The organism is Candidatus Mycosynbacter amalyticus, assembly GCF_025273655.1.
Lineage (GTDB): Bacteria > Patescibacteriota > Saccharimonadia > Saccharimonadales > Saccharimonadaceae > Mycosynbacter > Mycosynbacter amalyticus.
Window position 1 is genome coordinate 1,052,022 of sequence record NZ_CP045921.1, and the last position, 17,527, is coordinate 1,069,548.

Annotated in this window: 14 protein-coding genes; 5 read left to right on the top strand and 9 right to left on the bottom strand. The window is 49.8% G+C overall.

From position 1 onward, the window contains the following. Positions 1-2: 2 nt before the first annotated feature. Positions 3-1,418, top strand: a complete 1,416-nt coding sequence (locus tag GII36_RS05755; RefSeq protein WP_260763382.1) for a sugar nucleotide-binding protein — start codon at positions 3-5, stop codon at positions 1,416-1,418. Positions 1,419-1,428: 10 nt separating this feature from the next. Continuing rightward, entirely contained in the window at positions 1,429-2,271 is an 843-nt protein-coding gene (gene rfbA / locus GII36_RS05760) for a glucose-1-phosphate thymidylyltransferase RfbA (RefSeq protein WP_260763383.1), read from the top strand. Between the two features lie 43 nt (positions 2,272-2,314). On the opposite strand, the gene GII36_RS05765 is transcribed toward rfbA, so the two are convergent. Genes GII36_RS05765 through GII36_RS05775 form a run of 3 tightly spaced genes read right to left on the bottom strand, consistent with a single transcriptional unit; the run spans position 2,315 to position 5,189 of the window. Continuing rightward, complete coding sequence (locus GII36_RS05765) at positions 2,315-3,697, bottom strand: hypothetical protein (protein ID WP_260763385.1); 1,383 nt, start codon at positions 3,695-3,697, stop codon at positions 2,315-2,317. Then, positions 3,694-4,149, bottom strand: a complete 456-nt coding sequence (locus GII36_RS05770; protein WP_260763387.1) for a GtrA family protein — start codon at positions 4,147-4,149, stop codon at positions 3,694-3,696. The genes GII36_RS05765 and GII36_RS05770 overlap by 4 nt, the downstream gene beginning before the upstream one ends. Then, positions 4,146-5,189: an NAD-dependent epimerase/dehydratase family protein gene (locus tag GII36_RS05775; RefSeq protein WP_260763390.1), complete on the bottom strand. Its 1,044-nt coding sequence runs from the start codon at positions 5,187-5,189 to the stop codon at positions 4,146-4,148. Before GII36_RS05775 ends, GII36_RS05770 begins: the two co-directional genes overlap by 4 nt. Positions 5,190-5,321: 132 nt before the next feature. Between GII36_RS05775 and GII36_RS05780 the strand changes: the two genes are divergently transcribed. After that, positions 5,322-6,899, top strand: coding sequence for an NAD(P)/FAD-dependent oxidoreductase (locus tag GII36_RS05780; RefSeq protein WP_260763391.1), 1,578 nt, complete (start codon positions 5,322-5,324; stop codon positions 6,897-6,899). A 53-nt stretch (positions 6,900-6,952) separates the two neighbouring features. Here GII36_RS05780 and GII36_RS05785 read toward each other — a convergent pair whose 3' ends face one another. Beyond that, a complete protein-coding gene (locus tag GII36_RS05785) occupies positions 6,953-8,404 on the bottom strand; it encodes a DUF2142 domain-containing protein (protein WP_260763393.1) in 1,452 nt (483 codons plus the stop codon). Next, positions 8,386-10,602, bottom strand: a complete 2,217-nt coding sequence (locus GII36_RS05790) for a YfhO family protein (protein WP_260763395.1) — start codon at positions 10,600-10,602, stop codon at positions 8,386-8,388. The genes GII36_RS05785 and GII36_RS05790 overlap by 19 nt, the downstream gene beginning before the upstream one ends. A 158-nt stretch (positions 10,603-10,760) precedes the next feature. Between GII36_RS05790 and GII36_RS05795 the strand changes: the two genes are divergently transcribed. Both GII36_RS05795 and GII36_RS05800 read left to right on the top strand, forming a co-directional pair. Beyond that, on the top strand, positions 10,761-11,339 hold the full coding sequence (locus tag GII36_RS05795; protein ID WP_260763397.1) for a hypothetical protein: 579 nt from the start codon (positions 10,761-10,763) through the stop codon (positions 11,337-11,339). Between the two features lie 8 nt (positions 11,340-11,347). Next, the gene (locus GII36_RS05800; protein WP_260763399.1) at positions 11,348-13,276 is read left to right on the top strand and encodes a LasA N-terminal domain-containing protein; all 1,929 of its coding nucleotides are present in this window, start codon (positions 11,348-11,350) and stop codon (positions 13,274-13,276) included. A gap of 16 nt (positions 13,277-13,292) precedes the next feature. Here GII36_RS05800 and GII36_RS05805 read toward each other — a convergent pair whose 3' ends face one another. Genes GII36_RS05805 through GII36_RS05820 form a run of 4 tightly spaced genes read right to left on the bottom strand, consistent with a single transcriptional unit; the run spans position 13,293 to position 17,510 of the window. Next, positions 13,293-14,222 carry a glycosyltransferase family 2 protein gene (locus tag GII36_RS05805; protein ID WP_260763401.1) on the bottom strand — a complete coding sequence of 310 codons (930 nt, stop codon included), beginning with the start codon at positions 14,220-14,222 and terminating at the stop codon, positions 13,293-13,295. Between the two features lie 32 nt (positions 14,223-14,254). Next, positions 14,255-15,451, bottom strand: coding sequence for a polysaccharide pyruvyl transferase family protein (locus GII36_RS05810; RefSeq protein WP_260763403.1), 1,197 nt, complete (start codon positions 15,449-15,451; stop codon positions 14,255-14,257). Between the two features lie 48 nt (positions 15,452-15,499). Further along, positions 15,500-16,702, bottom strand: a complete 1,203-nt coding sequence (locus GII36_RS05815) for an ABC transporter ATP-binding protein (protein WP_260763406.1) — start codon at positions 16,700-16,702, stop codon at positions 15,500-15,502. 1 nt (position 16,703) lies between these two features. Beyond that, positions 16,704-17,510: an ABC transporter permease gene (locus tag GII36_RS05820; protein ID WP_260763408.1), complete on the bottom strand. Its 807-nt coding sequence runs from the start codon at positions 17,508-17,510 to the stop codon at positions 16,704-16,706. Between the last annotated feature and the right edge of the window lie 17 nt (positions 17,511-17,527).

The following is a 17,527-nucleotide window of genomic DNA, read 5'->3' on the forward strand; positions in this document are numbered from 1 at the left end:
AAATGGCAGATATATCTTCAGAAATTGAATTCAATAAACAACTCAAATCATACGAAACATCTATCGATGGACTCGTTGTATATGATCTGCCTGTCTTCGGTGATAATCGCGGCTGGTTCAAGGAGAACTGGCAACGCGAGAAGATGACTGCCGTCGGCCTGCCTGATTTTGGGCCAGTCCAAAACAACTTTAGCTTCAACGATAAGCGCGGTGTGGCACGCGGTATCCACGCCGAACCATGGGATAAGTATGTTTCACTTGGTAGTGGCCGTATCTTCGGTTTCTGGGTCGACATCCGCGAAGGCAGCGCTACCTATGGCGAGCATTTCACTGTCGAACTTGATCCGTCCAAAGCCATTTTCGTCCCCCGCGGCGTGGCCAACGGCTACCAAACGCTCGAAGACAACACCGTCTATAGCTACCTGGTCAACGACCATTGGTCGCCGGACGCTCAGTACTCGTTCGTGAGTATGTTCGACGAGTCGATTGGCATCGACTGGCCGATTCCGCTCAGCGAGTGCGAAATCTCCGACAAAGACAAAAATCATCCGAACCTCGCTGATGCTGTGGCGATCAAACCCAAGAAAACCCTCATAGTCGGAGCCAATGGGCAACTAGGTCGTGCGCTTCAGGTTCTATACCCAGAGGCAGAGTGTGTTGACCGTGATTCTCTCGACATCTCTTCGCCAGATGTCTTCACCGCTCGTCGCTGGCGTGATTATGGTACAATCCTGAACGCAGCAGCCTATACGGCTGTCGACCTAGCCGAGACGGAGCAGGGTCGCCGCGACGCCTGGACTGCCAATGCCACCGCTGTTGCTAACCTTGCTCGCATCGCTACCGAATACGGCATCACGCTCGTCCACGTCTCGAGCGATTACGTATTTGATGGCACAGCCGAGCAGCACACGGAGGATGAGGACTTCGCACCGCTGGGCGTCTACGGACAGAGCAAAGCCGCCGGAGATATCGTTGTCAGCACCACTCCGTGCCACTACATCGCTCGCACTAGTTGGGTTATCGGCGACGGTAACAATTTCGTACGCACCATGAATTCGTTGGCTGAAAAGGGTATCAAACCAAGCGTCGTCAGCGATCAAATTGGACGTCTCACATTTACCGAGGACTTAGCCGCTGGTATTAAGCATCTCCTCGACAATAAGGCACCGTTTGGCACCTACAACATAAGTAATGATGGTGAGCCAGCCAGCTGGGCTGATATCGCAGCTGAAGTCTACGAGCTGAGCGGTAAGTCCCGTGACGATGTCACACAAGTCACCACCGAGCAATATTACGAGGGTAAGACAGGTATTGCCCCTCGCCCGTTGCAAAGTACGCTCAATCTTGAGAAAATAAAAGCTACAGGCTTCGCTCCGCGTGAGTGGAAGACCGCACTAACAGAGTATTTGGAGAAATAAAGGAGTTTTTATGAAGGGTATTATTCTCGCAGGTGGATCCGGCACACGTTTGTGGCCTATTACAAAAGGTATTAGTAAGCAGCTGATGCCGATTTATGACAAGCCGATGATTTATTATCCGCTGACAACACTGATGTCGGCCGGTATTCGCGACATTCTCATTATCACAACCCCCCACGACCAGGCTGCATTTCAGAATCTGCTTGGTGACGGTTCACAGTGGGGTATTTCACTTCAATACGCCGCACAACCAAGCCCAGACGGCCTAGCCCAAGCTTTCACTATTGGCGAGGAGTTCATTGGCGGCGACAAGGTAGCCATGATTCTAGGTGATAACATCTTCTATGGTATCGGCCTCGACAAACAGCTTCAAAAGCTCACGGATGTCGATGGTGCTGTCGGTTTCGCTGCCGAGGTAGAAGACCCTCACCGTTACGGCGTCTACGAGTTCGACGAGAACATGAAGGCAATCTCGATCGAGGAAAAACCAGCCAATCCAAAATCCAACTACGCCAATGCAGGCCTATACTTCTGCGACAATGACGTGGTAGAGATTGCCAAAAATGTCCAACCAAGCGAGCGCGGCGAAGTAGAGATTACATCTGTACTCGATGCCTATCTGCAGCGTGGTAAATTAAGTGTTTCCCTGTTCGACGACGTCTGGCTCGATACCGGCACGATTGACAGCATGACCGACGCAGCCGATTTCGTGAAAGTCATTCAGAAGCGCACCGGCCGCATCATCGCAAGCCCAGAACAAACCGCCTACGAACAAGGTTTCATCACCCGCGAACAGCTCGACGAACTCGCCGTCCCGCTGAAGAAATCAGGCTACGGCAACTACCTCGCCTAGCAACAAGACCCTTTAAAACCTCTCGGTCAACCTGAGAGGTTTTTTAGTGTGAAGTTTTACGCAAGATTGAGCGCGGTGCATTTCGAACCACAAACCACACAAATAGGACACTAATACTAGTAGCTAACATACTCCAGTAGAGAAATCTCGCATCTGTGACGATACTACCCGGTGCATACGACAGAATATTGAGCATCGACGACGCTAGCATCACTATGATTGGTGAATATAGTGTACTCCTACGGTGTCTGCGTGTGATATAGACGGCACACAACAGGCTCACTGCGACCCAAAACCACGCTGCGTATATAAACCTGAAATTGGCGTAACCAAAGTTGACAGTGTAGGAATACAGGATTGACTGTGTCGCCCTACTCGTGAGTTTGGTTTCGTCTTGCCGCGGGAAGACCATCTGCGACTCGTCCGGGAACAAGAACTGCATATATGTCTCGACTTTTTGCGCCATATACCTTGCAGGATGCTGTGATACCACCTGTGTCCAGTACCGTACCAGCTCTCGGCGTACGTGTGCATCATGAAAACCAGTTTCGTTCTTGAAACCACCTGAGCACTCTTCCCATGTAGCAAGTTTGGTCTGCGGTTGTGCGTACAGCGAACAGCCCGATATGCGCACGAGCTTGTCTCTGACATTCGCAGGTGCGGTGCGCTGTATCTCATCGCTCGGGACAATATTCACGATATCCAGCGCATACATTGTCACAGTCGAAGAGCTTTTGTATGCATGTGTCATATACCCAAGCAGACTTACAAAGATAAGTGAACCGATCGCTATACCTACCGTGACACCGCTCACCATCAAGCTGCGGCGCTTACTACCTTGCGGCAACAATGTATCTGCATAAAGCCACATGAGTGGTAGTACCGCGGCCACCGCGTTGACGCGCAGTGCAATTGCATAGATAAGTAGCAGCGGGGTTATGGTGGCAATAGATATGCGCAACCATCGAGCTGTAATATACTCCGTACGAAGCAACCACGTCAGCGACGCCGCGAGCAGCAATGCAGTTCCCATCTGAGTATCTTTCCAGAGTACCCCACTCACTGCCAATACACTCGGCACAAAGGCCAAAGCAAATACGGCCAGCGCCTTGGCGACACTCCTAGTGCGACCAAACATCAACGCAGCGAACACATAGAGTCCTGACCACAAAAACACTTGCTGTAATAGCAACAATCCGCTGTCGTTGCCGCCCATGACATATATCAGCCCTGACCACACCAGGGCCATTGCGATAGGATGCCATGTGTCAAGCTGGCAATCGCCTGTCGCCTGGCAGAGTTGCCATACCGTATCAGTGGTGCGCATGCCGGGGTAGAACAGCAGTATCGAGACGAAGAGACCCACCATAGCGGCAACCAATAACCACCACTGCCGCCAAATCGCAGTATTGCCCCTCTGAATCATTGCGTCATTGCACCGCCAGCTAGTTTAGCGAAGAGCAGCCTACGCAGACTAAAGCTCCAGAACACAACAATCGCGACAGATATCAGTTTGCCGATGAGGTAGAAAATATGGAACTGCTCAACCGTTACCCATAGTATCAAGCCGTTAAGCAATAGTCCCCCAAAACCAATGAGTGAAAAAAGTAGGAACTCTGTCTTCTTCTTGTCCGAGCTTTCAAACACCCATAGAATACTCAGAAAATAGTTCACAATCGTACCCAATATAAACGCCAAAAATGCCGATACAAGGTAGTGAATATGAAGATGCGAAGTAAATATATAGAGACTACCTATATCTACTAATGCAGAAAAGCCGCCCACAAATATATAGCGAAACAGCTGTATCAGCCCATGTTGTGAACGATCCACAAACAGTAGATTGTAATACTCACCAATCGTGCGTCGCTTGGTCATGACATCCACTTGAGAAGGCGAATCACACCCATTTTGGCCGCTTGGTTGTGTGCGGACACATCTTTACGATTCTCGATCTCTTTGCGGTTCTTGTGGTAGTAGGCGTAGGCTCTCTGGAGCATTTCACTATTAGTGAGTGTTGGCTTCCAGCCCAGCTCTTTCTTGATCCTTGAGGTGTCAAATACGAAACTTTCGGCGATCATCTTGTACTGATATGGACCGAGTGGTGACAGTCTAAGGAAGTACGCCACTTGCATGGCAGGGATGGCGATCCAACGGGGAAAATTGGCGACGCGCGCTTTCGAGTCTGTCTGCTTAATGACATATTCGTATGCTTCGCCAAACGTCGGCACGTCGTCCGAACCGATGTTGAAAATATTCGATTTGCTGTACGACAACGACTTCACGAACGCATCTACAAGATCCTGGGCATAGATAAACTGGTAGCGGTTTTTGCCGCCACCGACAACCCATACTTTCCTGTCTTCGTCGATAAATTCGAACAGGATAGCGAGCAGCCCCAGGCGTCCCGCATCGATGATAGTCGGGCAGCGGAACATGATCGCATGAAAATCGTCTGTGTATTCATTCAAAATGTTTTCGCCTTCGAGTTTTGAGCGTCCGTATATCTCTACTGGGTTTGGCTCATCTGTCTCGAGCACTGGCCGATCGAAGCTTTCGCCCCACAAACAGTTCGACGATGTAAATACTACACGCTCGATACCAAATTTCTTCGCCAACTCCGCGACGTTGCGCGTGCCGTCAACATTACTCTCCCATAAGAACTGCTTGTCCTTGACGGCATGCGCTAGCATGGCAGCCACGTGGAATATCGCGTCGAATTTGTACTGCGTTGCGATCTTCTCAAGTAACTCCATGTCGCGTATATCACCCTGGTACGCAGTAAAATGAGGATGCGTAAATGTGTCCTTTTCGATATCAACGGATACGACTGTATAGTCTTTGTCGAGCAGTTCTTTTTTGAGTAGAGAGCCAAAAAAGCCAGCCCCTCCCGTGATCAAAATTGTCTTTTTCTTCATACTAGTCTCCATTCTACCATAAGTACGGTGTGCTATATCGGCCAAATAACTACCCGAACGAGTAGAAAATATGGTATGGTAGAAGTAATAAATCAAACAACCTTAAGGTTTAGCGAGAGATTAGGATAGGACATGACGAAACAAAAGACTGCCATCATTATTGGTGCCGGCCCTGCAGGCCTCACAGCCGCACTAGAGCTGATCAAAAACACCGATATCAAACCAATCGTATTTGAGGCCTCAAACGATATCGGTGGTATCTCAAAAACAGTAAACTACAAAGGCAACCGTATCGATATCGGCGGTCACCGCTTCTTCTCCAAGTCTGACACTGTGATGAAATGGTGGAACGACATCCTGCCAATCGAAAACACACCTGCGTCCAAAACGTTCATCATGAAATACCGTGGCCAACAAGGCACGCTCAAAGGCGGCAAGGGCCCGAATCCAGACAAGACAGACGATGTAATGCTTGTACGCAGCCGCCTGAGCCGCATCTACTATGGCCGCAAGTTCTACGACTATCCAGTCTCGCTCAGCAAAAGCACCGTCAAAAACCTCGGCCCAAAGAAAATTGCCAAAATCGGCTATGGCTATGCTGCCACCAAGTTCCGCAAAGAAGACGAATCCAATCTAGAGGGCTTCTACATCAATCGTTTCGGCAAGGAACTCTACAACACCTTCTTTGCCAGCTACACAGAGAAACTCTGGGGTGTTCCACCAAAAGAGATCGACTCTAGCTGGGGCGCACAGCGCGTCAAGGGTTTGTCGGTATCAAAAGTCATGCTCAACGCCGTCAAACCAAAGAAAAAAGCTGATATTAGCCAGAAAAACGTCGAGACAAGCCTGATCGAATCATTCCTCTATCCTAAACTTGGCCCTGGCCACATGTGGGAAACGGTCGCCAAGATGGTAAAGAAGGGCGGCGGCGAAGTCCGCATGAACCAAGTCATCACCAAAATCCACGCCAAAGACGGCAAGATCGTAGCTGTTGATGTACACGACTACAAAACAAAGAAGACCACCAAAGTCACTGGTGACTACTTCTTCTCGACCATGCCAGTCAACGAGCTGATCGCTGCGTTCGACGGCGTCAAGGTGCCAGCCGATGTCAAGCGTGTCGCCAAAGGTCTGCCGTTCCGCGACTTCATCACGGTGGGTATCCTAGCTAACAAGCTCAAGATCGCCAACCATACCGAACGCAAGACGAAGAATAACATCGTGCCCGACAACTGGATCTATATCCAAGAACCAGATGTAAAAGTGTGCCGATTGCAAATCTTCAACAACTGGAGCCCGTACCTCATCAAAGACCAAGATCAGATCTGGGTAGGCATGGAATACGTGGTAAGCGAAAAAGATGATGTCTGGAAAAAGAGCGACAAAGACATGGCGGAATTTGGTATCAAAGAGCTCGAGAAGATCGATATTCTCGATCCAAAAGAGGTGCTCGATACAACTGTAATCAAACTCAAGAAGACCTATCCTGCGTACTTCGGCACCTACCAAGAGTTCGACAAGGTCAAAGACTTCACTGACGAGTTCGACAACCTCTACCTCATTGGTCGCAACGGTCAGCACCGCTATAACAACCAAGACCATTCCATGCTCACTGCCATCGCCGCAGTCGACAACATCAAGACGGGCCGCAAAGACAAAGAAAACGTCTGGAACGTCAACGTCGAAAAAGAGTATCACGAGTCAAAATAGAAATCCTATAGACTCCCATAAAGTAGCCTCTCCGCGAGGCTACTTTATGATTCCTATGTAAAGAAACCGTAATACCGATCTATCAAGAGGATACACATACTCAGATGTACAATGGTCATAGGTAGAATGAGATAGCGCAGGCGAAGCGTATGGCGATACACACCTACGACACCCGGAGCCAGTAGTAGCAAACAAGGAATAAAATACCGCCCCTGTATCCCCGCCACACTTTCGGCCCCCACTGGTGTCCACACCAGCAAGAGGCTCACAAATATGCCTAGGCTGCACACCGCCACTAAGACGCCAGCAATAATCAATGCCAGAGTTCGCTGCTGCACTAAGAGTGACGCGTTAGCCTGCGACACATATCCTACAAAGAGTAGAAGCACTACAACGTACATGCCTATAGCCCACATGGGAAGATTGACATTGAGCCGACCAAACGACCCGAACATCGACTGGAATGTCTCATCTGAGGCTTGCCCAACTGCCGTACTTGCGACCGTCGACACGGCATAGAGTGGATCGCTCGTCACTTTACGAAGCTGCTCCTCGGGATTTACGGCAAACCCATTCGCACGCTGTATCAGACTTGTATCGGCATCTGTGGATTGATTGACGTATGTCCAGCCTATATACGCAACTACGACAGAGAGAAATACTAGTAACACAGGTAGTATTCGGCTCGCATACAGCTGGCTAGTGCGCCACCTGAACTGTTTGGTCCGCCGAACAAGCAACAGTGCAACAAAAGGCACAAACACAATATATGCCTGTTTGGAGAGTGCGAGTACACACGCGACGATGCCCAATATGACCCACCATCTGGTCTGGATTTGTGGGGGTGTGCGTGTCCAGAGATACATGGTGATTGCTATCAGGAGAGTTGTGTAGACAAACACCGAGACGTCAGCAGAAAGCGACCCAGCAAGAAACACTACCATAGGAGAAACGAGCACAGCCGCTATCAGCCACTTGCCTACAGGTATGAGTCGTATTGCCGCGTAGCATAGCCCCACAAAAAAGAGTAAGTTACAAATACGCGCCGCGTAGAACATCACTCCTATGCGCGACGTAAACAGACGCGCCACCGCTATACCCGTAGCCTGCGGCACATATGCGACAGGTGAGTACGCTGCCAGATTCACAAACATGCGATCCGTACGCTCAGGTGTCACGCGTATCGCCATAGCGCGCCGCGCAGTGTCAGGGGTATACTTCGCCGTATATAGATTAGGGAGGTTGTCGCGACTCACCATCTCTTCGAACTGACCGATTGCAGTCGGCAAGTGTGCACCCGATCCGGTGGATAGATTGTCTTGCCGGAAATTTAGTTCGCTTAGTGCATACGCGCGCGAAAAGTGCCCTATCTCGTCTGGCACCTGAAGCGGCGGTACGAGTGCAAGCACTACAAAACCAAGTATTGCCGCAATCAACACAAAGAAATAATCTGGACGTCTCAGTACACCTACCACTTTCCGAAAAATCACCTGAGCCGTCGCCACAACAGCGTCCCTATCAGTATGCCACACGCACACGCACACAATATCCAACTCCATACTATATTAGGAGGGGCATAGTAGAAGGTAATCTTCGACTCACCCTTCGGCAGAGATATCTTCTGGAATATATCCGACTCTTGCTGAATATCAACCTGGTGCCCGTCGACAGTAGCCTGCCACCCCGGATAAAACAGCTCTCGACGCACCAATGTACCCGCTTCGTGGCAGTATGCCGTCATCTGATCTCGCGTCTGCGCCTGGATCGTGCAGAGGTCAGACTCGGCATATGGCGCCGGGTGCGGCAATTCATAAACCCAGACCGTGTTGCGATCATATACACGCACCAAGCCAGCCGAGGCCGCCTGCGCCTCCGTGATACCATTTTCTCCGAATACAGCGTACTTTACCCCGATCTTGCGATATTCGTCGATATTGGCCAAAAACTCCTGAATAGGTGGATGTTTCGCGAGATCCGTGGAGTATACGCCGGTGAAATTGACCGGATCACCCGCCTCCGGCGCAAGCTTGTTGGTGATATGATCTGCCCACAGTGTCGGCACAGGTAGATCGTTATTATTGACCTGAGCGATACCAAAATAAGAACCGTAGTTTGCCTGGATCGGCCCAAACGAGATGAAACGCTGCTGATCCAAGTTGGTACGCAAGAATTGTACCGCTCCATCTTCAACTTGCGCTGGTCGCTTAGTCGCGGCAAGCTGTGGGATTGCGAATAGCACTACAGCCTCCGCGATCACTACTACAGTAACAAGCGCCAGCGCTATACGTCTATGTCGACGTGGCGCATACACGAGATACGAAATTGCGCCTACTACGACACCCGCAATCCCAACAGATAATATCAGCCAACGCTTATAATTTGTCGTGTCGGTATTGCCCGGGATCTGGCTCCACACGATCAGCGCGATGACAATCACAAACGTAGCCGTACCCGCACCAAACGTATAGCGCATCTTGCGCGATACCCCCCTATGAGCCACATGATCAAGCGCCATCGCCGCAAGAATCACTACCGCACACACCACTGTAGGTGTGAGGTACCGATATACAGCCGTCTCCTTCATAGCGGGCAATACACTCAGGATGTCCGTAATAAGTGGTGCGGCAAAAATTCTAGCCGTCACTACCACTGCCCATACTACCAAGAACACTCGCACTGCGCGTGGGTACTTCGTGGCGAACATCCCAAGTAGTGCCAGTAGCAATGCAGCAAACGTGACGTAGCCGCCAATGCTAAACCAAGTGCCTAGCAGTTCGATTGACCCCGCGTCCGACATCGCCCCGTATACATACGGCACAAACATCATCGGAAGCCCCGCCCAGCTCAGGCCTGCGTGCTTCAGCGCCTCACCGTCGTGCACTCCGAGATGCGAAACTGAGAGAGTCTGCACAAACGGCACAATAGCTGGAGCCGCTAGCAGCAGCCCCACACATCCAGACAACCCAAGGTTCATGTAATATCGCCATCTCGAACCCTCTAACCCTACAGTACGCACAAGTGCCCAGCCGAGTACAAAAAGACCGTTGAGATAGGCTGTCTCTGGAAAGCCCGCGTAGAGCGATAGTGCGAGACTAAGCGAAAAAATGACACCTATACATAGCGGATGTCGTGTCCGTGCTGTACCATTTCGTAGATACTCAATACCCAGCAACATCCACGGCAAAAACGCCACGGGATTACAGACGGCATTGGCGAGCCATGCAAATGTGCCGCACAAGCCAAAGAGTACGCCGCCCACCGTAGAAGCGCGACGATCCAGTTCCAATTTGCGCAAGAAAAGATACATTCCGACGCCAGCTATAAGCTCCAGTGCCAGCTGAAACAGCAAAAAACCACCCTGCACCGTAAGTAGTAGCGTCAACGGGAACAGTGCCGCCGACTGTGCGTTTGCAAGTAATGGAAATCCAATCCCCTCGTCATGATTCCAGTAAGGCATATCGCCCGCTTGCACCTGACGAGCTGCTGCTGTTCCGAGCGCCTGTTTGGTGTAACCGTCGTTCGGGTCTATCGTGTTGTCACCGTCAATATAGCGTGTGTAGTCGGTCTGACCCATAAGCGGCAAACCAGAGCGCTTCAAGACCGGATTTGGGTTCGTCAGAAAAATCGAAATGCTGTTTGCCAGCACAATACAGATCACAATCACAAGCAACGCGTAGATATCACGCTTATATCGCTTCCACATCGAACCGCATCGTTTTTTCAGATTTGTCACTTACTCACAATTATACACGAGCAGATTGACTTAAAAATCATATAAAATACAACTTCGTTGTACTTTTGCAAACTATCTGTTGTAAAACATAAGCCTTTCAGATACAATAGAAGGCAAAAGGAGCATATATGCAGCTACAAAAACAAAAAAGTCGCAAAAAACCGCTCATCATCACATCGCTTATCATACTTTGCGTCGCCGTAGCAGTGGGCGCATGGTATGTAATACATACGCGTAGTCAGCAGTCCGAATCTTACACCACCAAACCAGCCACACAAGAGGAAAAGGACGCGGGAACTCAGACAAAACAGGATTCGATCAACAACTCGAGCCAACAGGGTGCGTCTGACTCTGATACTAGCACCAACAGCGACAAGCAATCTGGTGCCTCGACCGACACCGGTACATCTACCACTACTCCTGCTGCTGCCGTCACTATCTCTGCAAGCGCCCAAAACGGCAACACCTACCAACTTCGCTTCCTCATCAACTCTGTCGTCACTGGCGGCACCTGCCAACTGACGCTCACAAAAGGTAGTGCAACCGTCACCAAACAAGCGGCTATTCAGTCGCTCGCTCAGTCCTCAACTTGCCAGGGCTTCGACATCCCTACGAGCGAGCTCAGCACGGGTACCTGGAACGTCTCAATGCAGCTCAGTGGCAGTAGCCATACTGGTGGCGTAACTGGCACCATAGAGGTAAGGTAGTAATAGGTATGTATTCACTACTCCATGGCATTGGCCTCACATGCGCAGGATTGGCGATCACCCTCACCATATCACTTGTCGGCAATACTACACATGCTGCCGGATTCGACGCTGGCCGTATCATCGACGACAGTGTATTCACCGACAAAAACACCATGAGCCCCGCCTATATTCAGGCGTTTCTGAATAGCAAAGTACCGAGCTGTGACACCTGGGGCACCCAGACATCGGAGTACGGTGGTGGCACTCGTCGCCAGTGGGCCGAAGCTCGTGGCTACATGGCACCTTACACCTGCTTGCGCGACTATACCGAAAACGGCCGCTCTGCCGCGCAGATTATCTACGACACTGCTCAGGCCTACTCTATCAACCCGCAAGTTTTGATCGTCCTCCTCCAAAAAGAGCAGGGGCTTGTCACCGACACCTGGCCTGTTTCGGTCCAGTACCGCTCAGCCACCGGCTACGGCTGCCCCGACACCGCTCCATGCGACTCACAGTATTATGGCCTCACTAATCAACTAAGCTGGGCTGCCAAAATGTTCCGGGCCATCATGGATGCATCACCTAGCTGGTATACACCCTATATAGTCGGTACCAACTACATCCGCTACAATCCAGACGCCAGCTGTGGCGGCTCCAATGTTGCGATCCAAAACCGCGCCACTCAGGCACTCTACAACTACACCCCCTACCAACCGAACGCTGCAGCACTCGCGGCCGCCATGGGCACAACTGTTCCATGTGGTGCCTACGGCAATATCAACTTCTACCGCTACTTCACCTCATGGTTTGGTAACACATCCGGTGCACCCTATAGCTGGCGTGTCGAATCGACCACACTCTACTATGACGCCGCACGCACACAGATTGTCTCCAACACCAACGGCATCTACAATATCAAACCCGGCCAAAAAGTCTATGCGCGCGTCGTTACCACTAACACAGGCTGGCTCACCTGGCCCAAAGCTACAACACGACTCGGTACACAACGGGGTCAGGATCGAAGCTCAGCGTTCGCCGACAGCAGCTGGCAGCAACCAAATCGTACAGGCGGCTACACTGAGAGTGGCGATGTCGCTCCCGGCAATCAAGCCACCTTCAACTACAGCCTCACAGCTCCACAATCGCCAGATATCTACGAAGAATGGTTTGGTGTCGTAGTGGAAGGTGCCGGCTGGGTGTCGAACCCGACATTCCTACACAATATCTCTGTGGCAGCGGCACTCGACACTAAGTATAAATCCACCAACGACAAACTCAGTAGCGGCGCTACCCTTACCCCGGGCCAAAACATCATCTCGAGCGACGGCCACTCGGTACTTCACCTGTCGTTTGGCGGAAGCTTAGAAATCTGGACCAACTATACTAAGCGTTGGACTAGTAACACCGACAATAGCGGCGCCAATCGCCTTGTCAATCAAACCGATGGCAATCTAGTACTGTACCGCGACAACACGCCGCTCTGGGCATCTAATACATTCTCGCCTGGCACAAGCGGCCAGCTCACCCTGCAAAGCGACGGCAACTTGGTGATGTATAAAAACGGCAGTGCAGCCTGGGCATCCAACTCTGTAACATTTGATCAAACCGACCTCGCGAACAGTCTTGTGCTTGGTGACCAAACTATTTTCCCAGGTCAGTCACTTTTCACGCCAGATCGTTATTACCGCCTCACCTTACAGACAGACGGCAATATCGTCCTCTATACGCCGACGCGTGCTATCTGGGCTAGCAACACCTATGGCAGAAAGTTTGACCGTATGATCATCCAAAACGACGGCAATATCGTTACCTACGATGGCAATAATTATGCTACCTGGTCGACACGAACCAATTCTACCGGTGGCACCATCTTCCGTATACAGGGTGATGGCAACTCGGTACTTTACGCAGGCAATAGGCCGCTCTGGGCAAGCAATACGTTCCTAGTGCGCTAAACCTCGAAGAAACTTTCTACTTCGTTTCGCGATGTGGTTTCTTCACAAGGGCGAGTGGGCGAGCGATAGTTTCACCGATTCGATATTTCTTTGAGCGATAAATTTTGTGAATATCCTTGTCTAAGCGAGAGATTTCATGCCTCATTTGCCGCGCGTCTTGATCCTGTTTCTTTACCATAGCTTCGCTAGTGGCAAGTTTCTGTTTGAGTTCATCTATCTGGCCATCGCGCTGCATACCGCAGCCGATAGGGAGATCTAGATGATTCACGACGTCTGGGTATTTCTGTTGCCATTTCTCTAGGATGGCGCAGAAATCGTACATATTCTCCCAGAGTGTCTTAGTGGTTGCTCGCGTACCAGTACGGACCCGGTAGTTGATATATGAATCCGCCGCCAACACAAACTTCTTGCCAGCTAGCGCAAGCCCTAGGAAATAATCCCAATCTTCGGCAATAGCAACACTTTCAAACTCATGATCCACCGTGGCGCTGCGTCGGATCAATGACTCAGCCGTACAGTGCAGCTCCTGTTTGATGAGCTTTTGCACGTCAAACTCGGCAAACTCAGTGCGATATTCTTGGTCGCCAAACACATGCCAGTTTGGATACACTACATCAGCATGAGTCTTTTCGGCAATAGCAACCATCTGCTCGATATATCCCTTATCGAAGAAGTCGTCTGCATCGAGAAATACTGCATACTCACCTTTTGCTATTCGTAATCCTTCGTTGCGAGTATAGACAATCCCGTGATTTGCGCGACTAATAACCCGTAGATTACTCTGGTACTTATTGATAACCTGCAACGAGTTATCTGTCGATCCGTCATCTATAGCGATGATCTCGATATTGCTATATGTTTGTGCTAGTAGACTCTCTATTGCCTCGCCTACAAACTCCCCATAGTTATAGCAGGTGATAATTGCAGATACGAGCGGTGTCTTCATGTCTTTCATTATACCAGCAGCAGGGCTGTATTTTAGTTGAGACTCTGAAGTAGCCAGTCGCCACTCTGCGTGCGACGCTTATCCAGCTGCGAATTAATGTGTGTCCAGTCGATAGTATCTAGCGAACTTGGGTCAAACGCATCAAGTGCAGTTTCGTCGACAAACCGGCTTTCGAGTCCATATTCAGACAGAAAGCTATGCAGACGCGATAAGCCACCGTGAGTGCGACCTACTACGATAAAGTTTGTGTTGTTAATGACAGAGAACAGCAGGCCATGGTAGGAATTGGTGACGACGAGATCGCTGTCGCGAAACCCTTTGAGCCATAACTCCATAGGAGGCAGTGTATCATTTTCTGCGCCACCATGTGTTCGAATCTCGGTCGCCTTTGCCACACCGTAATATCGCTTCATCCGCGAGATGAACGCTTTTTCTTTTGTGGTCTGGTCGATAATATAAGTAAAGACTGGCTGCACTTGTTCGTCCGACGCCGCGCTTTTGTCTATGAGAGTAGAGTAGTCATTTCGTGAAAGCAAAAGTGTCGGATCGACAGTATTCACGACGTCGTCGCGCCCCCATGTATCGAACACTATATCGACGCCCGTCTCCTCGCGCACCGAAAGGCTATCAAATAGCTGTATGTGGGGTCGTACGTATTCGATGTCGTCTGGCGTCATAGCATCGCCGATCTGCTCCATACCGAAGCTCGCTGCATATGCTACACGGTTTACCTCGCGACCCTCTAAGAAATCGAGAAAGTAGTAGCCAAGTGTCTCACTATTATTCCACCAGTTGCGCCATACCTGATCAGAACCAACTACATAGTGTCCAAACGTATCTTTGGGGTCAAACGGCTTGATCCATATATTATCGTTTACGAATTCGATGATATGTCCGATACGATGCGATTCTGGGTGTATATCATAGAGTGATGGCACGTACCAGTATGGCCGCTGCGACCTAAGGAAGCGTTTAATTGCTCGGGCAGGAGTTTTGAGGCGACTCCGCCGAGTGATCCTGTAATGATCGTGTGGCGCCGAATGCGTATCGACATACGATACAAATTTATGGCCATGCTGAACGAGGAATTGTTGTAGCGCATAGCGCTGAATAACATTACCGTAATTGAAATACCCCGTGAGAGTCAATATTGCACCGTCAGCATGACTATAGTGGCGACGATCGAGGCGCCTGCCTACTCGAGTCAGTAGCTCGCTAATATACCTCAAACATCCCCTCTCTTTAGTCTTGTGATATCTATCGTAACAGAATTACCTTTACAGTCGCTTAACCTGCAACTCTTCCCCGTTTAATAGCGCGTAATCCGATTTCTCGCCTTTGTTGCGTATAGAGAAAAATGCAGAATTCACATCACTTGTAAAACCAAGTACGCCGGCTTTTTTGGGGTTGGCACCATCTCGCAGCGACGAAATAATTTTGAAATCACCACTGTTGAACCATTTGAGTGGTATGTCAAACGTCAGAGTCTGCTTGCCTCCAAGTGCTTCTATGGAACCGCTGTCATATACCACACCGCCTCGCCGTACATCGAGCAGGGAAAACGCCGCATAGACTTTCTTATGCGAATGATTCGTGTATTCAATCGAGAAACGAAATACGTCGTCACTTGTCACGACCTTTTTTGACACAGCAACATTACGCAGTACTGGCGTATCTTTGCTCAGTCCGGTCTCATATTTACCGTCATCCTTGCTTTTGCTCACGTCGGCCGGTAAATTGTCGGCAACGTACTGGTTTGCAACATCTTCAGGGTTGCCTTCGATCTTGATTTTACCCTTCTCAATCAGCAAAGCCTTTGTACAATACTTAGTCACCGCCCCCATATCATGTGTTACCAGGATGACGGTCTTTTTACGTTTTTTGAGGCTGAGGAAATATTCGTTGCATTTACGCTGAAACGCTTCGTCACCTACGGCCAGTACTTCGTCGAGCAGTAGAATATCGCCATCGGCACGGATCGCAATAGAGAATGCTAGGCGCACCTGCATGCCACTAGAATAGTTCTTGAGGCGCTCTTCCATAAAATCACCCAACTCGGCAAATTCTACGATATCATCATACATTTTCGCCATGTCAGTGTGGCTAAAACCGAGCAGCGCACCATTGAGAAATACATTTTCGCGACCTGTCAGCTCGGGGTTGAAGCCGACGCCCAGCTCAATGAACGGTACGAGTGTGCCTTTTGTTTGGATGCTACCACCATTTGGCTCGTAGATACCCGCTAGAAGCTTAAGTAGTGTACTCTTACCACTGCCGTTGCGTCCCACTATACCAAAGAAGTCACCTTCGTTAATTGTAAAGCTGACATTTTGCAGTGGACTGAATTCACGATAGCCTTTGACGCCCCGAAAACGATTAATGATTGCTTGCTTGATGCCAGAACTTTGCTCCGTAGGAATACGAAAGGTCTTCGATAAATCTTCAACCACAATCGCCGGTGTTTTCTGTATATTGGCCACTTTATATATCCTCCGCAAACGTCTTGGCTCGTTTCTTGAAATACCAGACACCGAATATCGATGTTACTATGACGATGACAAATGGAATCAATACTTTCCAACCACTGACGAGCTGATAAAGAGTAATGCTGTCTTGTGTCACAAGTACATAGCGGATGTCCTGTACCGTCTGTGCGATAGGGTTAAGCATAATAAGCTTGGCAGCGAGCGGACTCTCGGCAACTACCATTGCTACCGGATAGATGATCGGTGTAGCATAGAACGCCGCTTGTAGAAATATATCCCAGAGGTAGCCGATATCCCGTAGCTTGACATTAAGCGCAGAGAGGAAAAACGCCAACCCAAGAGCAAACACATACAGCTCAATAATAAGTGGTACAACAAGCAGCGCCATGGGGCTAATATGGACACCGTTGAGTAGGATAAATACAAACACCACAACCAGGTTGAAAGCGAGGTTGATGAGTGCCGACACGGTACCCGAGATCACGATTATATAGCGTGGGAAATTAATCTTACGAATCAGATCTCCGCGAGCAATAATCGCGTTGAGCCCGTTGGTAGTGGCTTCAGTAAAGAAGCCCCATAGCACAATACCGAGCAGTAAGTAGACCGGGAAGTGCTCAATGTCGCGACCGAGTTTCAGGAACTGGTTGAAAACGACATAGAGAATAGCAAACAGGAAGAGTGGTTTGAGCATACTCCATGCATATCCAAGTGCCGATCCCTGATAGCGAAGCTTGAAATCGGTAATAATTAGCTCACGCAGCAAGATGCGGTTTTTAGCAGCGAATAAGTTATTTACCATAGTAGTTATAGTCCATT

What these genes read in the sequence shown, in the direction of transcription:
- GII36_RS05755 (WP_260763382.1), top strand. Translation starts at nt 3, where the DNA reads ATGGCAGATATATCTTCAGAAATTGAATTCAATAAACAACTCAAATCA.
- rfbA (WP_260763383.1), top strand. Translation starts at nt 1,429, where the DNA reads ATGAAGGGTATTATTCTCGCAGGTGGATCCGGCACACGTTTGTGGCCT.
- GII36_RS05765 (WP_260763385.1), bottom strand. Translation starts at nt 3,697, where the DNA reads ATGATTCAGAGGGGCAATACTGCGATTTGGCGGCAGTGGTGGTTATTG.
- GII36_RS05770 (WP_260763387.1), bottom strand. Translation starts at nt 4,149, where the DNA reads ATGACCAAGCGACGCACGATTGGTGAGTATTACAATCTACTGTTTGTG.
- GII36_RS05775 (WP_260763390.1), bottom strand. Translation starts at nt 5,189, where the DNA reads ATGAAGAAAAAGACAATTTTGATCACGGGAGGGGCTGGCTTTTTTGGC.
- GII36_RS05780 (WP_260763391.1), top strand. Translation starts at nt 5,322, where the DNA reads ATGACGAAACAAAAGACTGCCATCATTATTGGTGCCGGCCCTGCAGGC.
- GII36_RS05790 (WP_260763395.1), bottom strand. Translation starts at nt 10,602, where the DNA reads ATGTGGAAGCGATATAAGCGTGATATCTACGCGTTGCTTGTGATTGTG.
- GII36_RS05795 (WP_260763397.1), top strand. Translation starts at nt 10,761, where the DNA reads ATGCAGCTACAAAAACAAAAAAGTCGCAAAAAACCGCTCATCATCACA.
- GII36_RS05800 (WP_260763399.1), top strand. Translation starts at nt 11,348, where the DNA reads ATGTATTCACTACTCCATGGCATTGGCCTCACATGCGCAGGATTGGCG.
- GII36_RS05805 (WP_260763401.1), bottom strand. Translation starts at nt 14,222, where the DNA reads ATGAAGACACCGCTCGTATCTGCAATTATCACCTGCTATAACTATGGG.
- GII36_RS05820 (WP_260763408.1), bottom strand. Translation starts at nt 17,510, where the DNA reads ATGGTAAATAACTTATTCGCTGCTAAAAACCGCATCTTGCTGCGTGAG.